The 17,913-nt window shown below is 58.6% G+C and carries 19 protein-coding genes; 9 read left to right on the top strand and 10 right to left on the bottom strand.

The genetic code is table 11. From position 1 onward, the window contains the following. Nucleotides 1–69: 69 nt before the first annotated feature. Together def and FHX15_RS06130 are read right to left on the bottom strand one after the other, a co-directional pair. The gene (gene def, locus FHX15_RS06135) at nucleotides 70–585 is read right to left on the bottom strand and encodes a peptide deformylase (protein ID WP_184394634.1); all 516 of its coding nucleotides are present in this window, start codon (nucleotides 583–585) and stop codon (nucleotides 70–72) included. A gap of 96 nt (nucleotides 586–681) precedes the next feature. Next, nucleotides 682–2,181, bottom strand: a complete 1,500-nt coding sequence (locus FHX15_RS06130) for a globin-coupled sensor protein (RefSeq protein WP_184394632.1) — start codon at nucleotides 2,179–2,181, stop codon at nucleotides 682–684. A 193-nt stretch (nucleotides 2,182–2,374) separates the two neighbouring features. Between FHX15_RS06130 and FHX15_RS06125 the strand changes: the two genes are divergently transcribed. The 3 genes from FHX15_RS06125 (at nucleotide 2,375) to FHX15_RS06115 (ending at nucleotide 7,117) form a co-directional block, all read left to right on the top strand. Beyond that, nucleotides 2,375–3,598 carry a DNA recombination protein RmuC gene (locus FHX15_RS06125; protein WP_184395345.1) on the top strand — a complete coding sequence of 408 codons (1,224 nt, stop codon included), beginning with the start codon at nucleotides 2,375–2,377 and terminating at the stop codon, nucleotides 3,596–3,598. A 44-nt stretch (nucleotides 3,599–3,642) separates the two neighbouring features. Beyond that, nucleotides 3,643–4,542 carry a ribokinase gene (locus FHX15_RS06120; protein ID WP_184394630.1) on the top strand — a complete coding sequence of 300 codons (900 nt, stop codon included), beginning with the start codon at nucleotides 3,643–3,645 and terminating at the stop codon, nucleotides 4,540–4,542. A gap of 238 nt (nucleotides 4,543–4,780) precedes the next feature. Then, entirely contained in the window at nucleotides 4,781–7,117 is a 2,337-nt protein-coding gene (locus FHX15_RS06115; protein ID WP_184394628.1) for a methyl-accepting chemotaxis protein, read from the top strand. A gap of 74 nt (nucleotides 7,118–7,191) precedes the next feature. On the opposite strand, the gene ptsN is transcribed toward FHX15_RS06115, so the two are convergent. From ptsN to lptC, 6 genes are all read right to left on the bottom strand, one after another. Then, entirely contained in the window at nucleotides 7,192–7,656 is a 465-nt protein-coding gene (ptsN, locus tag FHX15_RS06110) for a PTS IIA-like nitrogen regulatory protein PtsN (RefSeq protein WP_184394626.1), read from the bottom strand. A gap of 72 nt (nucleotides 7,657–7,728) precedes the next feature. Further along, on the bottom strand, nucleotides 7,729–8,304 hold the full coding sequence (gene hpf / locus FHX15_RS06105) for a ribosome hibernation-promoting factor, HPF/YfiA family (protein ID WP_184394624.1): 576 nt from the start codon (nucleotides 8,302–8,304) through the stop codon (nucleotides 7,729–7,731). A gap of 323 nt (nucleotides 8,305–8,627) precedes the next feature. Further along, nucleotides 8,628–10,175 (bottom strand): RNA polymerase factor sigma-54, encoded by a 1,548-nt coding sequence (gene rpoN, locus FHX15_RS06100; protein ID WP_184394622.1) that lies wholly within the window; start codon nucleotides 10,173–10,175, stop codon nucleotides 8,628–8,630. A 155-nt stretch (nucleotides 10,176–10,330) separates the two neighbouring features. Next, a complete protein-coding gene (lptB, locus tag FHX15_RS06095) occupies nucleotides 10,331–11,134 on the bottom strand; it encodes an LPS export ABC transporter ATP-binding protein (RefSeq protein WP_184394620.1) in 804 nt (267 codons plus the stop codon). A gap of 16 nt (nucleotides 11,135–11,150) precedes the next feature. Next, nucleotides 11,151–11,792, bottom strand: a complete 642-nt coding sequence (locus tag FHX15_RS06090) for an LptA/OstA family protein (protein ID WP_184394619.1) — start codon at nucleotides 11,790–11,792, stop codon at nucleotides 11,151–11,153. Nucleotides 11,793–11,804: 12 nt separating this feature from the next. Next, a complete protein-coding gene (lptC, locus tag FHX15_RS06085) occupies nucleotides 11,805–12,470 on the bottom strand; it encodes an LPS export ABC transporter periplasmic protein LptC (RefSeq protein WP_184394617.1) in 666 nt (221 codons plus the stop codon). A gap of 220 nt (nucleotides 12,471–12,690) precedes the next feature. On the opposite strand from lptC, the gene sppA reads away from it, so the two are divergent. From sppA to FHX15_RS06070, 3 genes are all read left to right on the top strand, one after another. Next, nucleotides 12,691–13,641, top strand: coding sequence for a signal peptide peptidase SppA (gene sppA, locus FHX15_RS06080; protein ID WP_184394615.1), 951 nt, complete (start codon nucleotides 12,691–12,693; stop codon nucleotides 13,639–13,641). A gap of 30 nt (nucleotides 13,642–13,671) precedes the next feature. After that, nucleotides 13,672–13,971, top strand: a complete 300-nt coding sequence (locus tag FHX15_RS06075; protein ID WP_003544934.1) for an integration host factor subunit beta — start codon at nucleotides 13,672–13,674, stop codon at nucleotides 13,969–13,971. A gap of 100 nt (nucleotides 13,972–14,071) precedes the next feature. Continuing rightward, entirely contained in the window at nucleotides 14,072–14,404 is a 333-nt protein-coding gene (locus FHX15_RS06070; protein WP_184394614.1) for a LapA family protein, read from the top strand. Nucleotides 14,405–14,410: 6 nt separating this feature from the next. Here the strand turns inward: FHX15_RS06070 and FHX15_RS06065 are convergent, their stop codons facing one another. After that, on the bottom strand, nucleotides 14,411–14,854 hold the full coding sequence (locus tag FHX15_RS06065) for a GNAT family N-acetyltransferase (protein ID WP_184394612.1): 444 nt from the start codon (nucleotides 14,852–14,854) through the stop codon (nucleotides 14,411–14,413). 32 nt (nucleotides 14,855–14,886) lie between these two features. Continuing rightward, complete coding sequence (locus tag FHX15_RS06060; protein WP_184394610.1) at nucleotides 14,887–15,339, bottom strand: CoxG family protein; 453 nt, start codon at nucleotides 15,337–15,339, stop codon at nucleotides 14,887–14,889. Nucleotides 15,340–15,454: 115 nt separating this feature from the next. Between FHX15_RS06060 and FHX15_RS06055 the strand changes: the two genes are divergently transcribed. From FHX15_RS06055 to lspA, 3 genes are read left to right on the top strand one after another with little or no spacing between them, the layout of a single operon-like run. Further along, complete coding sequence (locus tag FHX15_RS06055; protein WP_184394609.1) at nucleotides 15,455–16,552, top strand: class I SAM-dependent methyltransferase; 1,098 nt, start codon at nucleotides 15,455–15,457, stop codon at nucleotides 16,550–16,552. After that, nucleotides 16,549–17,406, top strand: coding sequence for a TrmH family RNA methyltransferase (locus tag FHX15_RS06050; RefSeq protein ID WP_184394607.1), 858 nt, complete (start codon nucleotides 16,549–16,551; stop codon nucleotides 17,404–17,406). Before FHX15_RS06055 ends, FHX15_RS06050 begins: the two co-directional genes overlap by 4 nt. Next, nucleotides 17,403–17,909 carry a signal peptidase II gene (gene lspA / locus FHX15_RS06045; RefSeq protein WP_184394605.1) on the top strand — a complete coding sequence of 169 codons (507 nt, stop codon included), beginning with the start codon at nucleotides 17,403–17,405 and terminating at the stop codon, nucleotides 17,907–17,909. The genes FHX15_RS06050 and lspA overlap by 4 nt, the downstream gene beginning before the upstream one ends. The last annotated feature ends 4 nt before the right edge of the window (nucleotides 17,910–17,913 follow it).

Below are 17,913 nucleotides of genomic sequence, written 5' to 3'. Positions count from 1 at the left end.
TTCAAACGGGTTTGCCGGCTTACAATCAAGCCCGCTCGAAATCTATTGTATCACCGCCGCGGGGTCGGCTCAGAGCGCCTTGGACTTGGCAGCCTTGGTGAACTTCTTGATCACCATCTCGCGCTTCAGCCGCGAAATATGATCGATGAAGAGCACGCCGTTCAGGTGATCGATCTCATGCTGGAGGCAGGTCGCCAAAAGGCCGTCGGCCTCCACGCTCTGTTCCTTGCCTTCACGGTCCAGATATTTGACCGTAACCTTCGCAGGACGCTCGACTTCCGCATAATAGTCGGGAATGGACAAGCAACCTTCCTCATAGACGGAACGGTCCTCCGAGGAACTGACGATCTCCGGGTTGATGAAGACGAGCGGCTGCTTCTCCTCACCTTCTTTCGACAGATCGATGACGAGCATGCGGCGCGGCACACCGATTTGAATCGCGGCAAGGCCGATGCCCGGCGCATCATACATGGTTTCCAGCATGTCGTCGGACAGACGCTGGAGATCGGCGTCCACTCGCTCGATCGGCTTGGAAACCTGACGAAGGACGGGATCGGGAAGAATGATGAGTGGCTTGATGGTCATGGCGTTCCCATAACGCATCTTTTTAGACTAGGGAATCATCTGCCGGGCAGGGATCGCGGTTTTTTGCAGTACCTACCCGGATTTTATTTCGGTTAATTACGCCGCCCGGCGCGTGGCAGCGGCTCCCTGCCGGCCTTCGACGCGTGCGCGGAAATGCTGAAGAAGCTCGATGAGGCTCTCAACTTCGTCCTTCAGTCTGCGCGTTTCTGCCGAGGTACGCTCCACCATGCCGGAATTCTGCTGGGTGATCGTGTCCATGTTGCGAATTGCGACGCTGACTTCGTTCACACCCGTCGCTTGGTCGCGGGCGGCCGCGGCAATATCAGCGACGAAGCTGTTGATAATGTCGATACGACTGATCATGTCGCTCAGCGCTTCTCCTGTGCTGCTGACGATATTGACGCCTTCATTGACCTGCTCCGAGCTTTGGGAAATCAGGTTCTTGATTTCCTTGGCGGCATCTGCCGTACGTTGGGCCAGTTGACGGACCTCCTGCGCGACGACGGCAAAGCCTTTTCCGGCATCGCCGGCACGTGCGGCCTCGACACCGGCGTTCAGTGCCAGCAGGTTGGTCTGGAAGGCAATCTCGTCAATGACGCCGATGATCTTGGCGATCTCGGTGGCAGACTTCTCGATGCCCGCCATGGCTGAAACGGCACTGGTGACGAGCTCACCGGAATTCTTGGCCCTCTCCTGCGTTTCACGTACGGCACCGGATGCCTTCTCGGCATTGGCGGCAGTCTGGCTAACGCTGACCGAAAGCTGCTGAAGGGCAGCGGAGCTTTGCTCGACGCCGGCTGCCTGCTGGGCGGTGCGCAAGGCGAGATCGTCGCCGGCCTTGGAAATCACATCGGCGCCTTCGAGAATGTGGCTGGATGTCGCGCGAACGGAGGTGAAGCTCTCCCGGAGGGCGCTGACGGCCCTGTTGTAGTCCTCGGCCATTCCACGGAAATTTCCGGGCAGGTCCGAAGGAAGCGTCGCTTCGAGGTCACCACGCGACAGAGCTTCGAGACCATGGCGCAGGTGCTCCAGCGCCAAGGCCTGATCGGCTTCGGTACGAGCACGCTCTTCTTCCAGCGAGCGGCGTTTTTCATCAAGGGCGTCCAGATAGACCGAGATGGAATAGTCCATATCGAGCATCGCTGCCTTGACGACGGCGGTCAGCTTCTCGGCAAGCGCCTTTCCCTGCTGGCGAGCGAAGAGCGAGGGCCATTGCTTTTCCATTAGGCCGCGGACGAGATCCGACATGATAAGGGCATAGCCGCCGATATACCAGCGCGGCTCCAGGCCGATGCGGGCATGGGTGCGGCCAACGGCCGTGACGCCGTTCACATAGTTCTGATCGAAATTGCCGCCTGAAAGATTGCCCCAATGCTCCTGCTGGCGCTTCTTCGCATGGCCCATGTGAGCCTTGTCGGAAAAGAACCCCGAGACAGCCGGGGTCTTGGCAAGCTTGTTGTAGAACCTGTCCAGCGCATCGCCGAGGAGCTCCGAGATCGCCGGGCGCAGTTCCCGCAGGTTCTTGCGCGCTTCATCGTCGAGTTCAATGAAGTCGAGGCGCTGCCGGAGGGCATTGTCGGTCTGCTGGGAAGTCATGGGAGATCTCTATCTGGCGCAAATGCGGAGGGAATAACGACGCCAGATTTGGCGAATATGGTTGAGCAATCGTTAAACGCATCGCTAATTTTTCTTCCGTTACAGCGAAGTAGCTGGATGGCGGCAAAAAATGTCGACGAAGACTGTTCACGTTTTGATCTGGATATCGCTGGACATTTTGTTATGGTGCGGTATGACCATGACACCCGACTCACTCACCATCTCCCTGCCTATGCTGAGCCCAGGCGTGCTTGCGCTTGCCAGCGGAGCTCTCGCCGTCATCATTCTCGCGACGATCGTGTTTGCGCTGCGCAATGCCGGCATTCGTCGCGAGGAGGCTGAAGAGGCCAATCTTCGCGCTGCAGAAAGCGAAGCGCGTATGGCCGAGCTTCTGAAAATCCAGGCTGAGATGCAGGGGCGCATCTCGGCGATGGCCGAGGTCTTTGGTTCGAGGCAGGCTGAGTTCAATCAAGCAATCAACCAGCGGCTCGATGGCATGTCACAGCGCATGAGTTCGACCCTGACCGAGCAGACGAAATCGACACACGACAATCTGCAAAAGCTGCAGGAGCGCCTGGCTGTCATCGATGCCGCCCAAAGCAATATCCAGACGCTCGCTAAGGATGTCGTTGGGCTGCAGGCCATTCTTTCCAACAAGCAGACGCGCGGTGCCTTCGGCCAGTCGCGCATGGAGACCATCGTTGCCGACGGCCTGCCGATGGGCGCATATGCCTTCCAGCAGACGCTTTCCAACGGCTCGCGTCCGGACTGCACGATCAAGATGCCAAACGGCGCGCCGCCGCTGGTTATCGATGCAAAATTTCCGCTCGAGGCCTGGAACGCGATCCGCGATGCCGGCGGACCAGACAGTAGCAAGCTTGCCGCCCAGCAGTTTCGGCGTGATATGGAAGTGCACATCAAGGATATTTCCGACAAATATCTGATCCAGGGCGAGACGCAGGATACGGCTTTCCTCTTCGTTCCCTCGGAATCGATCTTCGCCGAAATCCATGAGAATTTCGAAGCAATCGTGCAAAAGGCGCATCGCGCGCGTGTCGTCATCGTCTCGCCTTCGCTGCTGATGCTGTCGATCCAGGTCATCCAGGCCGTGCTGAAGGATCAGCGCATGCGCGCGCAGGCGCATGTCATCCAGGGCGAAGTTGCTCTTCTCATGGATGATCTCGGCCGGCTGGATGAGCGCGTGCGCAAACTACAGGGGCATTTCTCCCAGACACAGCGCGATGTCGACCAGATCATCACCTCGGCGGACAAGCTCTCAAAGCGAGGCGCAAAGATCGAGGCGCTGGAATTCGAGGCAGGCGGTGACGGCAAACCGATCCGCGAGAATGAGTCATCTGCCAAATCCGTCGAAAGCCGCACTGGATTGCTCAAGCTCAGGGTGGTTGACGAGGAGTGATCGCTTCGGCAGTGTCGCGACCCAAAGCAAGGGACGGACATTCGATGATTACAGTTTTCGGCTCCATCAATATGGACCTTATCGCCACCACCGAGCGCCTGCCGAGGCCCGGCGAAACGGTTGCCGGCAACAGCTTTACGACGGCTGCCGGCGGTAAAGGCGCCAATCAAGCGCTCGCCGCCCGCCGGGGGGGCCGTTATGTCCATATGGCGGGTGCTGTCGGCAAGGATACCTTTGCCGAAGGTGCTCTCGAACTTCTCGACGCCGCCGGCACCGATCTATCCCGCGTCAGCCATGTCGATGGGCCTACTGGTACGGCCCTCATTCTCGTCGGCGGCGATGGTGAAAACATGATCGCTGTTATTCCAGGCGCGAACGGCAAGGTCACTGGCGACGATGCCGAGGCTGCCGTTAATGCCATGAATGAGGGCGATATCCTCATGCTGCAGCTCGAGGTCCCAGTTGAAGCGGTCGAGCGTGCCCTTGCCACCGCTCGCACCAAAGGCATCACCAGCATTCTCAACCTCGCGCCACTTATTCCGGATGCGCCGCGCCTTGGACGGCTGGCCGATATCGTCATTGCCAACGAGACTGAATTCGAGCGGCTTGCGGGACAGGAGAATATGAATGCCAGTGACCGTGAGAGGGCTTTGGAGCGCCTGCATGCAGAGACCGGCCAGACCCTGATCGTCACGCTCGGCGGTGATGGCGTCATCGCGATCCGGGATGGTCAGATCGCCCGCGCGCAAGGCCTCGTCATCGAACCCGTCGACACTGTCGGCGCCGGCGATACGTTCTGCGGCTACTTCGCAGCCAGCCTCGATGACGGGCTTGATTTTCACTCGGCGCTCCGCCGCGCAGCCGTCGCCGGCTCGCTCGCCTGCCTGAAGCCGGGGGCTCAACCTTCCATACCGCTCGCAGCCGAGGTCGCGGACAGACTATAGTCCAGTCTGGCTGCGAACTGGCCGTGAAACACGCCCGTTAGTTTTAGGGTACCGTGCGGGATTTGCTGCCCAGACGCATGAAATTTCATTCAAATTTAAGAGGTTTCTGGCGATCCTTCGAGCGACCGCCACCCTCGTTCATCTTCGAGGCGGCCCCAATGGCAGCTCCATGATAGAGCGTGCCCTACCCGCTGCGCCGGAGAATGGCCCTTCGGTGCGTCCTTGCCCCGAGGAACCTATGTTCATCTTCAGAATGAAATCGCTTGCGGCGAAGCTCATCGTCATTACCGGTGCCGCCATTGCACTTGTGCTCGTCGTTTCGAACCTCTTCCTCATCGACCAGACCCGTAATCGCGTCCAGACCCTGACGCTGGATCAGGCCAATTCCGAAGCTAAATCGATAGCCAACGAGATTGCAGCCAATGTCGGCGAGCTTGCGAGTGCTGCCCGCACCATGTCGGGCGTCGTCGGACGCGGGCATGAAGGCCATATCCTCGATCGCAAGGGCATCATCAGCATTCTGAAGGCCAATCTCGAACAGAACGCCTTCGCCTTCGGCAGCTGGTTCTGCGAACAGCTCGGCGCGTTTGACGGAAAGACCACTGAGATCGCCAACAACAACGACGAAGGCACCAACAAGGCCGGCGCCTTCACGCCCTACTGGTCGAAGAACAGGACCGGCGACATCCAGTTCTCGACCTTTGACAACGACTATACCGCCGAATGGTGGAAGCTTGCTGCCGACAGCGGCAAGGGCGCGATCACCGCGCCTTACCTCGCCGAAGGCACAGATGTCCCGACGCTGCTGACCTCGATCGCCTATCCAGTCATGTCCGGCGGCAAGATGATCGGTGTGGAAGGCGTCGATATTTCGCTGAAGTCGCTCACCGACAAGGTGCAGGCGCTGCGACCTTTCGGCTCGGGCCGTGTGACGCTGATCGCCCAGAACGGCAACTGGATTGTCGCCCCCACCCCCGACCTGATGTCCAAGCCCTATGGTGACAACCCTGGCTCGACCGACGTAAAGGCTGCGCTGTCCTCCATGAAGGTCGGCCTCGTCAAGAATCTCAGCTTCGACAGCCTCGATCCCTTCGACCGCGTCGTCTATCCCTTCGCAGTGCCCGGCCTGAATGCCAACTGGGTCGTGCTGGTTGACGTTCCGCATACGGCGATGAATGCCCCGGTTCAGGACCAGACTTTCATGATGATCATTAACGGAATCATCGTGCTCGGCGCCGTGCTGCTTGCCCTCTACTTCGCCGTACGCTCGCTCGTTCAGCGCCCGCTCGCCGGCCTGGTTTCCAGCGTCAAGGCGCTGAGCGACGGAAAATACGACGAAGCGGTCGCCGGCCAGAACCGCGCCGACGAAATCGGATCGGTCGCCAAGGCTCTTGAAGGTTTCCGCTTCGCACTTGCCGATACGCGGCGTCTTGAAGCCGAGGCGGACAATCAGCGCCTTGCGGCTGAAACCGAACGCGGCCGGTCGGAATCGGAGCGCCAACAATCGGTCAACCTGCAGCGCCATATCGTCTCGATCGTCGGCGCGGGCCTTTCCGAACTGTCACAGGGCAATCTCGGCCATCGCATTATAGAGGAATTCCCCGGCGAATACGGCAAACTCAAGCAGGACTTCAATGCCGCTCTTGCAAGCCTCGAGGAAACTATCAACACGATGAACCTCAGCGTCGTCAACATCGGCTCTGGCACAGGTGAAATCAGTAACAGCGCCTCCGATCTTGCCAAGCGTACCGAGCAGCAGGCGGCAAGCCTCGAAGAGACGGCAGCGGCGCTCAACGAGCTGACAGCCCAGGTCAATTCCAGCGCCGAGAATGCCCGCACGGCAGCCGACAACGTCAATCTCGCCTGCGAAGACGCCGAAAAATCGGGTGAAGTGGTGCAGAAGGCAATTGCCTCCATGCACGGTATCGAACAGTCCTCGACCGAAGTTTCACGCATCATCGGCGTCATCGACGAGATCGCCTTCCAGACGAATCTTCTGGCTCTGAACGCCGGTGTCGAAGCTGCCCGTGCCGGCGAAGCAGGCAAGGGCTTTGCAGTCGTCGCACAGGAAGTCCGGGAGCTCGCGCAACGTTCGGCGAATGCCGCCAAGGAGATCAAGACACTCATCAACACCTCGGCCGTCCAGGTCAAGGAAGGCGTCGATCTTGTCGGCCGCGCTGGTGAGACGCTGCACAAGATTGCCGAGCAGGTGATGGGCATCAACGGCCTTATCCGCCAAATATCGGCCTCGGCCAGCGAACAAGCCGTCGGCCTGAAGGAGATCAATCAGGCCGTGAACCAGATGGACCAGGTCACGCAGCAGAACGCCGCAATGGTGGAAGAAACCACCGCAGCCAGCGTGACGCTGAACGACGAGGCCCAGACGCTGAAGACGCTCGTCAGCCGCTTCCGCGTCTCCGGCCAGGGAAATGCAGCAGTCCTGCGCTCCACCGCGCAGCAGATGCGCCCACCGGCCTCGTCAGTGCCACGCGCAACCGCTCCCGCACCGCGCCGTGCCGTTGCCCAATCTTACGGCTCGGCCGCCGTTGCTCAGGATAATTGGGAAGAATTCTGATCGCTGATCGCATGACAAGAAAAAGGCGCCTGATCGCTCGGGCGCCTTTTGCATTCCGGATAGGTCACCCGTCATCAGGCGGCATTCGACGCCTGCTCTTCATTGAGGAAGGCATAAATCGCCGAGGCGGAATCGGTCGCACGCAGCTTGGCGACCAAGTCGTGGTCACGCAGCACGCGGGCGATGCGCGAAAGCGCCTTCAGGTGATCGGCGCCGGCGCCTTCCGGCGCCAGAAGCAGGAATACGAGATCGACAGGCTGGTCATCCAGCGCCTCGAAATCGACCGGTTGTTCCAACCGGGCGAAGATTCCAACGATGGAGTGGATATTGGTGAGCTTGCCGTGAGGAATGGCGATGCCGTTGCCGACGCCGGTCGAACCCAGGCGCTCACGCTGCAGGATAACGTCGAAGATTTCCCGCTCGGAAAGCCCCGTAATCCTGGAGGCTTTTGCTGCCAGTTCCTGAAGCAACTGTTTCTTGGAGTTTACCCTGAGGGCGGGAATGATCGCATCCTGGTGCAGCAAATCTGCCAATGCCATTTCTTTTTCCTTCTGTCACCGAGATCACGCGTGCGAAGGAGCGATACGTCGCACCGCTCCTTCGTCCGGATCTCAGCTTTTGATATTGGCTGAATCGATCCAGCCAATATTTCCGTCGTGACGACGGTAAACGATGTTGAGCTGTTCCTTGCCGGGGCTGCGGAACAGTAGAAGCGGCTCGTCGGTCATATCGAGAGCCATTACGGCGGTTGCGACGGACATCGTCTTGAGCTGCTTGGTGCTTTCGGCGACGATGGCCGGAGCGAAATCGTCCGGGATTTCGTCTTCGTGATCGGGAACCGCGTCCATGACGGTGTAGGCGACTTCCGCGAAACCGTTCAGGTGATTGCCAGCATGGTGATCCTTGAGCTTTCGCTTGTAGCGGCGCAGGCGCTTCTCGATACGCTCGGATGCCGCATCAAAGGCAATCTGCGGATCCATTGCCTCGCCTGCCGCATGCAGCACGACCCCGCTGTCGAGATGAAGCTTGCAATCAGCGGAAAAACGAGAGCTCGATTTTTCCACGATCACCTGACCGGAATATCCCCCGTCGAAGTATTTCGTGACGGCCACACCAATTTGGTCCTCGATCTTTTGACGGAAGGAGTCACCAATTTCCATATGTTTACCGGATACACGCACACTCATGGAGTTTCCCTTCTTATGGTAGTTTGCGAGTATCAGTTTACGCCAAGCCTCAAGCTCATCCAAGCACTTCGCGCAATCTCAAGCAAGATGAGCTCAAGTCTGCGTGTCCCTGGTGCCTTGAGGATGATGGGGATAATGCCCGGATGCCCTTCGCTGCTCCGATTGCGGCGGGCTTCTAGCGACAGCATCTCGGAAAGTCAATACCCAGGCACAATGGGGTCTAGCATACGCGGAAAACGTGCGGCGAAAATCCCACGAAATGGGGAGGCATCCGCCATCAAAAGTTCCGGGCCGCGACCATTCGCTCGCCCGGGCGTTGCAACTCAGAAGCCGGCGACCTTTGCCAGAGCGCGCTTCTCCCTACGGCGCTGGACGGAGGAGGCTATGTTCATCGCTTCGCGGTATTTGGCGACCGTACGCCGTGCGAGATCGATTCCGCCCTTCTTGAGCATATCAACGATATCGTCATCGGAGAGCACTGCATCGGGGCTTTCCTGCATGATCAGCGTGCGAATCTTGTGGCGAACCGCTTCGGCAGAATGGCTGTCGCCGCCCTCGACGGCGCCGATCGAAACCGTGAAGAAATATTTGAGCTCGAAGAGGCCGCGCGGCGTCAGCATATATTTGTTCGAGGTGACACGGCTGACCGTCGATTCATGCATCTTGATCGCTTCGGCGACCGTCTTCAGGTTTAGCGGTCGCAAGTGATCGACGCCGTGCAACAGGAAGGCATCCTGCTGGCGCACAATCTCGTTTGCCACCTTCATGATGGTCTTGGCGCGCTGGTCCAGGCTGCGCGTCAGCCAGTTGGCGTTCTGTAAACATTCGGAGAGAAATGCATGGTCCTCGCCGTTCTTCGTCACGCGTGAAAAATAGGATTGGTTGACTAGGACACGCGGCAGCGTGTCTGGATTAAGTTCCACCAGCCAGCTTCCATCCGCGGACGGGCGAACCACCACGTCAGGCATGATCGCCTCGGAAACGCCGGCCTCGAAACCGCTGCCCGGCTTCGGATTGAGCTGACGGATTTCCGAGAGCATGTCGAGCAGATCTTCCTCGTCGACACCACAGAGGCGTTTCAGGGTGACGAAGTCGCGCCTGGCGAGCAGCTCGAGATTTTCAACGAGCACCTGCATGGCGGGATCGTAGCGATCCTTCTGACGAAGCTGGATTGCAAGGCATTCAGCGAGATTGCGGGCGAAGACGCCGGGAGGATCGAGCGTCTGCAATGCAGCAAGCACGCGCTCGATATCTTCGGCATCCGTTCCGAGACGCTCACCGGCTTCTGCCACATCTGCCTGCAGATAGCCAGCCTCGTCGAGCTGATCGATCAGATTCTGGGCAATCAGGCGATCAGCCATGTCGGGCAATATGAAGGGTATCTGCTGAGCAAGATGGTCGCGCAGCGAGACCTGACCGGCGACGAAATCATCGAGATCGTAGTCGTCAGCACCTTCAGCGCTGCCCGGCATCGACTTCCACTGGCTGACGAGTTCCGGTGCGTCGAGGCGCTGCGGTGCGCCGTCATCCGGGAAGACATTGGTGTAATTGGCGTCCAGCTCGTCGCTCAGCCGGCTCGAACTGCCATTGTCATACCAGTCACCGGAGAGCGTTTCGCTACGATCCTCGTATTCGCCGTCGCCCGCATCGTCCGCCTGCTGAGGGTATGGTTCGTCCGCAGCCTCACCGCGGTCGCCGGTTTCACCCTCGCCTGACGGAAATTCGAGAAGCGGATTCTTCTCCACTTCCTGTGCAATGAACTGAGTGAGCTCGACATGCGTCATCTGCAGCAACTGGATGGATTGCATCAGTTGCGGTGTCATCACCAGGGACTGGTTCTGTCGCAGAAAAAGGTTGGCAGACAGGGCCATGGCGGACGCGGAACTCCCTCGACTCCTCCAGGAAACCGCGTCCGATCAAACTTCAGGCCGCGGAAATCCGAATTGGCCCAAAAATTGCTTTTTTATCCTATTTGGTCAAGCGGAACCTATGCGGCGACAGTAATTTTCTATCGTGCAGGACCGGTTCAGAGACTGAAATTGTCGCCCAAATAAAGCCGGCGCACCTCCGGATTGTTGACAATATCGTTGGCACGCCCATGAGTTAGCACTTCGCCCGCATGGATAATATAAGCGCGGTCGATCAATCCCAGTGTCTCACGTACATTGTGGTCGGTGACCAAAACACCAATGCCGCGTGCCGTCAGATGATGCACGAGGTTCTGGATATCGGCAACGGAGATCGGGTCGACACCGGCAAACGGCTCGTCGAGCAGCATGAAAGTGGGGTCGGTCGCAAGCGCACGGGCAATTTCCAGGCGTCGGCGCTCACCGCCCGAGAGAGCTACGGCGGCACTCTTACGGAGCTTCGCAATATGAAACTCCTCAAGCAATTCGTCGAGCTTGCGCTCACGCGCCGCCTTGTCCTTTTCATGGACCTCGAGGACGGCGCGGATATTCTCCTCTACCGTAAGGCCGCGAAAGATCGAGGCTTCCTGCGGCAGATAGCCGACGCCAAGACGCGAGCGGCGGTACATAGGCATCGTCGTCACATCGTTGCCGTCGATTTCGATCGTTCCTTCATCGACCGGAACGAGACCAGTGATCATGTAGAAACATGTCGTCTTGCCGGCACCGTTCGGACCCAGAAGGCCGACCGCCTCGCCGCGCCGCACCACGAGTGAAACGCCATTAACGACACGCCTCGTCGCATAGGTCTTGGTCAAACCGCGCGCGATCAGTGTGCCCTGATAACGGGCCTTATCGACGGGAGCAGCCGCGGCTTCCGACGCGGCTCTGCCGGACTTGGTGGATAATGAGAATAGCTTCACGTGAAAGGCCGACTTCTCAATTCTGCTTTGGCTGCTGGCTCGGCTGCGATTTTGGATCGAGCTGAATCTGGACACGACCACCACAGCTTTCAAGCTCTGCCTGACCGGTTGTCATGTGAACGGTGAGCTTGCAGCCGGTAAAGACGTTTGGGCCATCGGTCAGCACGACCCTGTTGCCCGTGAGAATGAACACCTGCGAGGTCATATCGAAATTGCCGTCATCGGCTGTTGCCGTCTGCGTGCCCGAAGTCAAGAAAACCTTGTCGGTCACCAGGATCTTGTCGATATCTGCGCTGCCCGAGGCAAGCGAACTCGATTGTTCTGCCGAGGTCTGCGCCGGCTGGGCAGCAGGTGCAGCGGCAGCCCCCGCTTGAGGCTGCTTCGCCTTGTCCTTATAATAGACCGTCATCTTTCCGGCCTCGAGCGTGGTCGTTCCCTGAACGACTTTGACCTTGCCGGTAAAGAGCGCCGTGTGCTCCTGATCGTGAATTTCGAGCTTATCGCTTTCAATCTGGATCGGCTGATCGCTGGAAAGCTTCATGCCCGGCATCGTCGTCGACTGGGCGGTCGCCCCCGCGACCGACAGGACAAAGGCAAGCGCCCCGGTGATGAAAGCTACGCCAGTTTTGCGAGTTGAACTGCGACAATCTTTTGTCATATGACCCGGCTCTTAGGTGCCCTGTTTATGGATGGTGGATGGATCAACATTCATGCGAACATTCCCCTCGAATGTGATCACGCGCCCCTTATCCGTTATATTAAGAGTCTGCGCAACAATCGAAGCATTGTCCTTGGTAATTCTGACGGGATCGTCCGTCGATAAGTTTCCACCTTTGATATCAAGGTGTGCGGACTGAAAATTCGCAACGAGACCGCTGCTCAAAACGAGCGTGAACGGCGCCGTCATGTGCAGGTTGTCAGTCGCGCGGTTGAAATCAGCGGTCGCTGCCGTGACACGAGCCATCAGGCCGTCATTCATCGGCACGGCCGCCTTGATCGTTTCCAGCGTGATGAAATCGGGATTGCGGATATCCTGCAGCGCGCGCTCGGCGAACATCGAATAGTTGATGCCATCGGAGTTGCGGCCGGCAATTGCCGGCTTTTCCATCACGACTTTGCCGTTCTCGATCTTAGCGCCCTCGATCTTGATGGTTTCCGGCAGGTAAGTTCGGATCACCGAAACTGCAATGAAGATCAGGGAAATAATGAAGGCTGCGACCGGCAGCAAGAATTTAAGGCGGCGGACACGAGCAGAATGGAACCGGGCAAGGCCATAGGCGCTGTCCTTTGGCCCCGCGTATGGGGGCTTCCCGTTGTTCCTGAGGGTATCGAGCATATGCCTGGTCCGTGTGTGATGATCGTGCCGCTTATATGGCAATGCCCGGCGCCGATCACAGTTCGTTTCGCATTATTACATTGGCTTGCCAATATGGATTTTTTTCTGCAACAAGCAACTAAACCAAAAATAGCAGGTTGTCGGGCATTTTTTCGAGGCAGCCTGCGCCTTATCTCCCCAGCGGGGAATACGCCGTTGGGTTTCGTCTCTGGAGGTTAGAATGGACAGCTCGATTATCGCAGACCGCCGGCTGCTGCGCCGCAGGCTTGGCTTCTGGCGCCTTGTCGCGGTTGTGCTGCTCGTGGCCCTCGGCTTCGCACTTTATGATTTCGTCTTCAGCGAGGGGAGCACCGCGCGGCCGCATGTCGCCCATGTGACGATCTCCGGCCTGATCACCGATGATGACGAGCTGCTCGAGCGGCTGGAAAAGATCAAGGACAATGATCAGGTCAAAGCGGTCGTAATCTCGATATCTTCGCCAGGCGGAACGACTTATGGCGGCGAAAAAATCTTCAAGGCGATCCGGGCGATTGCGGAGAAGAAGCCCGTCGTCTCTGACATCAGAACTCTTGCAGCATCGGCGGGCTATATGATCGCGACGGCAGGCGATACGATTATCGCCGGTGAAAGCTCTATTACCGGCTCGATCGGCGTCATCTTCCAGTATCCGCAGGTCCAGCCGTTGCTCGACAAGCTGGGCGTCTCTCTGCAGGAGATCAAATCCTCGCCGCTCAAGGCGGAGCCGTCGCCCTTCCACGACACCAGCGAGGAAGCCAAAACCATGATCCGCAACATGGTTCTCGACAGCTATGACTGGTTCGTCAACCTCGTTGCAGACCGGCGCAAATTGCCGCACGACGAAGTTTTGAAGCTTGCCGACGGTACGATCTATACGGGTCGGCAGGCGCTCAAGGTGAAGCTCATTGACGCCATCGGTGGTGAACGGGAAATCCGGGCCTACCTGACCTCCCGAAATGTCAGTGACAAGCTGCCAGTTGTCGACTGGGACAAGAAGAGCAGCACGCCATTTCTACTCGCTGGAGCTGTTTCGCGATTGATTACAATCTTTGGCTATGGTGATCTTTTCAAAGGTCAGGATATCAACGGCATCCTACCTCCAAAGTTGCTCCTTGACGGGCTGCTTTCAGTTTGGCAGGTTGGCCAGGATTGAATAAGAAATCAATAATTTAAGGGGGCGACCGTGATCAAGTCCGAATTGGTGCAGATTGTTGCGGCACGCAATCCGCATCTCTATCATCGGGATGTGGAAAATATCGTCAACGCGGTCCTCGACGAGATCACTGATGCGCTTGCCGCCGGCAACCGCGTCGAACTGCGCGGCTTCGGCGCATTTTCCGTGAAGAACCGCCCTTCGCGCTCCGGCCGCAACCCGCGCACCGGAGATACGGTGTTCGTCGAAGAAAAGTGGGTTCCCTTCTTCAAGACGGGCAAGGAACTGCGCGAGCGCCTGAACCCCGGACAGGCAGACGAAGAGGATTGATCCTCTGAAACGGTCATCAAGCCGCACTTGAACTTCGCCGCCACACTTCTATTCTGGCGTCCATAAAGCTTGCCTTCGCCAAATCGGCGCGGAGAACGACATGACCAAGAAGATCATCAACCTTTTGATTTTGCTGCCGCTTGGCGTCATCCTGATCATCTTCTGCGTCGCCAACCGGCAGAGCGTAACGCTCGCCTTCAATCCGTTCCGGCCTGAGGATCAGGTTCTTTCTTTCGCCGCGCCCTTCTTCGTTTTCCTGCTGATTGCCTTTATCCTTGGCACGCTGATGGGTTCGGCCGTGACCTGGTTCAACCAGGGCAAGCACCGCAAGCGCGCCCGCGTCGAAGCCAAGGAAGCGATCCGCTGGCAAGGTGAAGCAGACCGCCACAGGTCGCGGGCCGAAGAGATCGCCGGTCAGTTACCTTCGCGGTAGTTGCTTCTATTCCGCTGACGCCGGAGCAAGACTCAGCTCTTCATAATCGCCTTCCGTCGAAGCACCCCTGCCGGTGACCTGAAAGCCGTGCGCCAGGTAGAATGCTTTGGCATGGCGGTTGTTGACGAGGCATTTCAGCCGGTAGGTATGCTGCGGCCAGCCGGGGAGCGATTGCAGCAAGGCGGTTCCCGCTCCCCTGCCCTGCAATTCGGGCAGGATGTAGAGCATATGGATGAAATCATCCGCCGCCCATATCGAGATGAAGCCGGCTATTTTCCCATTGGGCGCTTCGCAGACGGAAACAACTTCGCCATTCGTATGGGCGGCAAAATCCTCGCGATGAAATTTGCCAGGGTCAACCCAGGTGAAGGTCTTGCGCCGAACGGAGAGATAGATGTCGGCAAGCTGCATCGCGTCTTCAGGACGGTTCGGTCGGATATTCCAAGTCATCGATCTTGTGTGAAAGGAATTATGCATGGTGCCTAACCTGCAGCCTTTTCGACGACGGCCGCATTGAAATTTCCCCAGAAACGGCGGGCGAGCTTTTCCAACGTGGCGCGGATCAATCTGCCGCCGAGTTCCGCGAGCCGACCGCCCGTATCGCCGTCGGCTTCATAACGCAGCAGCGTATGCAGCCCCTCATCGATGAGGGTCACGTCGGCCTCACCCTTTGCAAAACCGGCTATACCGCCCTGTCCTTCTGCGGCGATGGTATAACGGCGCGGCGCCTCGACATTCGAAAGCCGGATCTCACCGTTGAACGTCACCGAAAACAGACCAAAGCCGACCTTGACCGTCGCCAGGAATTGCGTGGACGACAGCTTTTCGACGCTCTGGCAGCCGGGGATGCATTGCCTGATGATATCGGGATCGTTCATGGCAGCCCATACCACATCCCGCGGCGCGGCGATACGTTCCTCCCCGATCAGGTCCATCAGCAGTTCCCCATTTCCATAGGCCGACCATATCATAATGGGAAAGCGCTTTGCCAAGGTCGGACAGGATGCTATTTGCACTGGCTCAATCGAATTTTAGACGCGGAAGACCACGTTGAAACACAGAGAAAGCCGGCCCGGCGCGAAGATGGCGGCAGGCCCTTCGGGCGGACGCCGCGCCGAAGGGCGGCCTGTAAAGCCGGAAAAGACGACCGCAAAGGCTGCCCCTGCGCGGGAGCAGCGGCCACCGGCAGCAGTCCCCGCGGCAATCGAGCGCCCGCTGACGGCGCGCAACGGCGACCGGCCGGCCGAGCGGGTACCCGTCATCCTCGAATCGACGGGTGCGGGTGATTTCCATCTGATCGATAGCGGCAATGGTCAGAAGCTCGAGCAATATGGCCCCTATAGAATCGTGCGGCCCGAGGGACAGGCGCTGTGGCAACCGTCGCTCCCCGCTCATGTGTGGGAAAAGGTCGATGCCGTCTTCACCGGTGACATGGATGAGGAAGGCACAGGCCGCTGGCGCTTTCCCAAGGAAGCGCTCGGCGAAACCTGGCCGCTCAATTTACTCGGCGTCGATTTCTTCGGCCGTTTCACCTCCTTCCGGCACGTCGGCGTCTTCCCGGAACAGATCGTCCACTGGAACTGGATGAAGAGCCAGGTAGAAAATTCCGGCCCGCCGCTGAAGGTACTGAACCTCTTCGGTTATACAGGCGTCGCATCACTAGTCGCTGCGGCTGCCGGCGCTGAAGTGACGCATGTCGATGCGTCGAAGAAAGCAATCGGCTGGGCACGCGAAAACCAGGCGCTGGGCCGCATGGAAAAACTGCCGATCCGCTGGATCTGCGAGGATGCGATGAAGTTCATCCTCCGCGAGGAGCGCCGCGGCAGCCAATATGACATCATCCTCACCGACCCGCCGAAATTCGGCCGCGGACCGAATGGAGAAGTTTGGCATCTTTTCGAACACCTGCCGCTGATGCTGGATATCTGCCGGGAAATCCTGTCACCGAAGGCGCTCGGGTTGGTGCTGACGGCCTACTCAATCCGGGCGAGTTTCTATTCCATTCACGAGCTGATGCGCGAGACGATGCGCGGCGCCGGCGGCGTGGTCGAATCCGGCGAGCTCGTCATCCGCGAGGCGGGCCTCGACGGCAAAATCCCGGGTCGGGCTCTTTCCACCTCCCTCTTTTCCCGCTGGGTGCCGAAATGAACGAATTCCACGCTCGGGGTGCCCGCAGGGTCGGGCAGGTGAAGGAAGTAACTTCGCTCGCCAATCCGATCATCAAAGACATCAAGGCACTGACGAACAAGAAGTCGCGCGAAGAGAGCGGTACCTTCATGGCCGAAGGCCTGAAGCTCGTCATCGATGCGATCGAACTCGGCTGGACGATCCGCACGCTCGTCTACGCCAAGGCGGCAAAGGGCAAGCCACTGGTCGAGCAGATGGCGGCAAAGACCGTGGCTTCCGGCGGGCTTGTGCTCGAAGTCAGCGAGAAGGTGATTTCCTCGATCACCCGACGTGACAATCCGCAAATGGTCGTCGGCATTTTCGAAACGCGCTGGGCAAAGCTTAGGGATATCCGGCCGAAGGAAGGCGAGACCTGGGTAGCGCTGGACCGCGTACGCGATCCTGGCAATCTCGGAACGATCATCCGCACCGCAGATGCGGCCGGTGCCTCCGGTGTCATCCTTATCGGCGAGACAACCGATCCTTTCTCGCTCGAAACAGTGCGTGCCACGATGGGCTCGGTTTTTGCCGTTCCGGTCGCCCAAGCGACGGCAGAGGAGTTCATCGCCTGGAAGAAGCAGGCTGGCGTTTCGGTCGTTGCGACCCATCTTGCCGGCTCCGTCGATTACCGCACGATCGAGTACAAAAAGAAACCGGTCGTGCTGCTTATGGGCAACGAACAATCCGGCCTGCCGGATCAGCTCGCCCGGGAAGCAGATGCGCTTGCCCGCATTCCCCAGCAGGGCCGCGCCGATTCCCTCAATCTCGCCGTTGCCACCGCAGTCATGCTTTTCGAGGCACGCCGCCATCTCCTCTCACTGTCCGAGGGCAAATGACCGACCAGACCACCGTACGCCCGGCGCTCTTTTCACGTCCCCTGCCGATCCTGATCTTCATCGTGGTCGCCGTCATTCTCGATCAGATCGTCAAGATCGCCGTCGACCAGTATCTGCCGCTTCAGGAAGCCGTGCCTGTTATTCCGATGCTGGCGCTCTACCGCACCTATAATCTCGGCGTCGCGTTCTCGATGCTGTCAGGTATGGATGGCTGGTTCATCGTCGGCATGCGCCTGATCATCGTCGCCTTCGTGCTCTATTTGTGGCATCGTACAGCCAAGGACCGCTGGCTGGCGCATCTCGGTTATGCGTTGATCATCGCCGGCGCGATCGGCAATCTCGTCGACCGTTTTGCCTATGGGCATGTGATCGACTACATCCTCTTCCATACGGAAATATGGTCCTTTGCCGTCTTCAATCTCGCGGACAGCTTCATCACTGTCGGCGCCGGCTGCGTCATTCTCGACGAGATGCTGCAAAAGCCCAAAAAGGCGGATCGCTAAACTT

Source organism: Rhizobium sp. BK650 (assembly GCF_014195325.1).
Classification (GTDB): domain Bacteria; phylum Pseudomonadota; class Alphaproteobacteria; order Rhizobiales; family Rhizobiaceae; genus Rhizobium.
The sequence above is the reverse complement of the archived record's forward strand: the minus strand, read 5'-3'. Positions and strand labels throughout refer to the sequence as shown.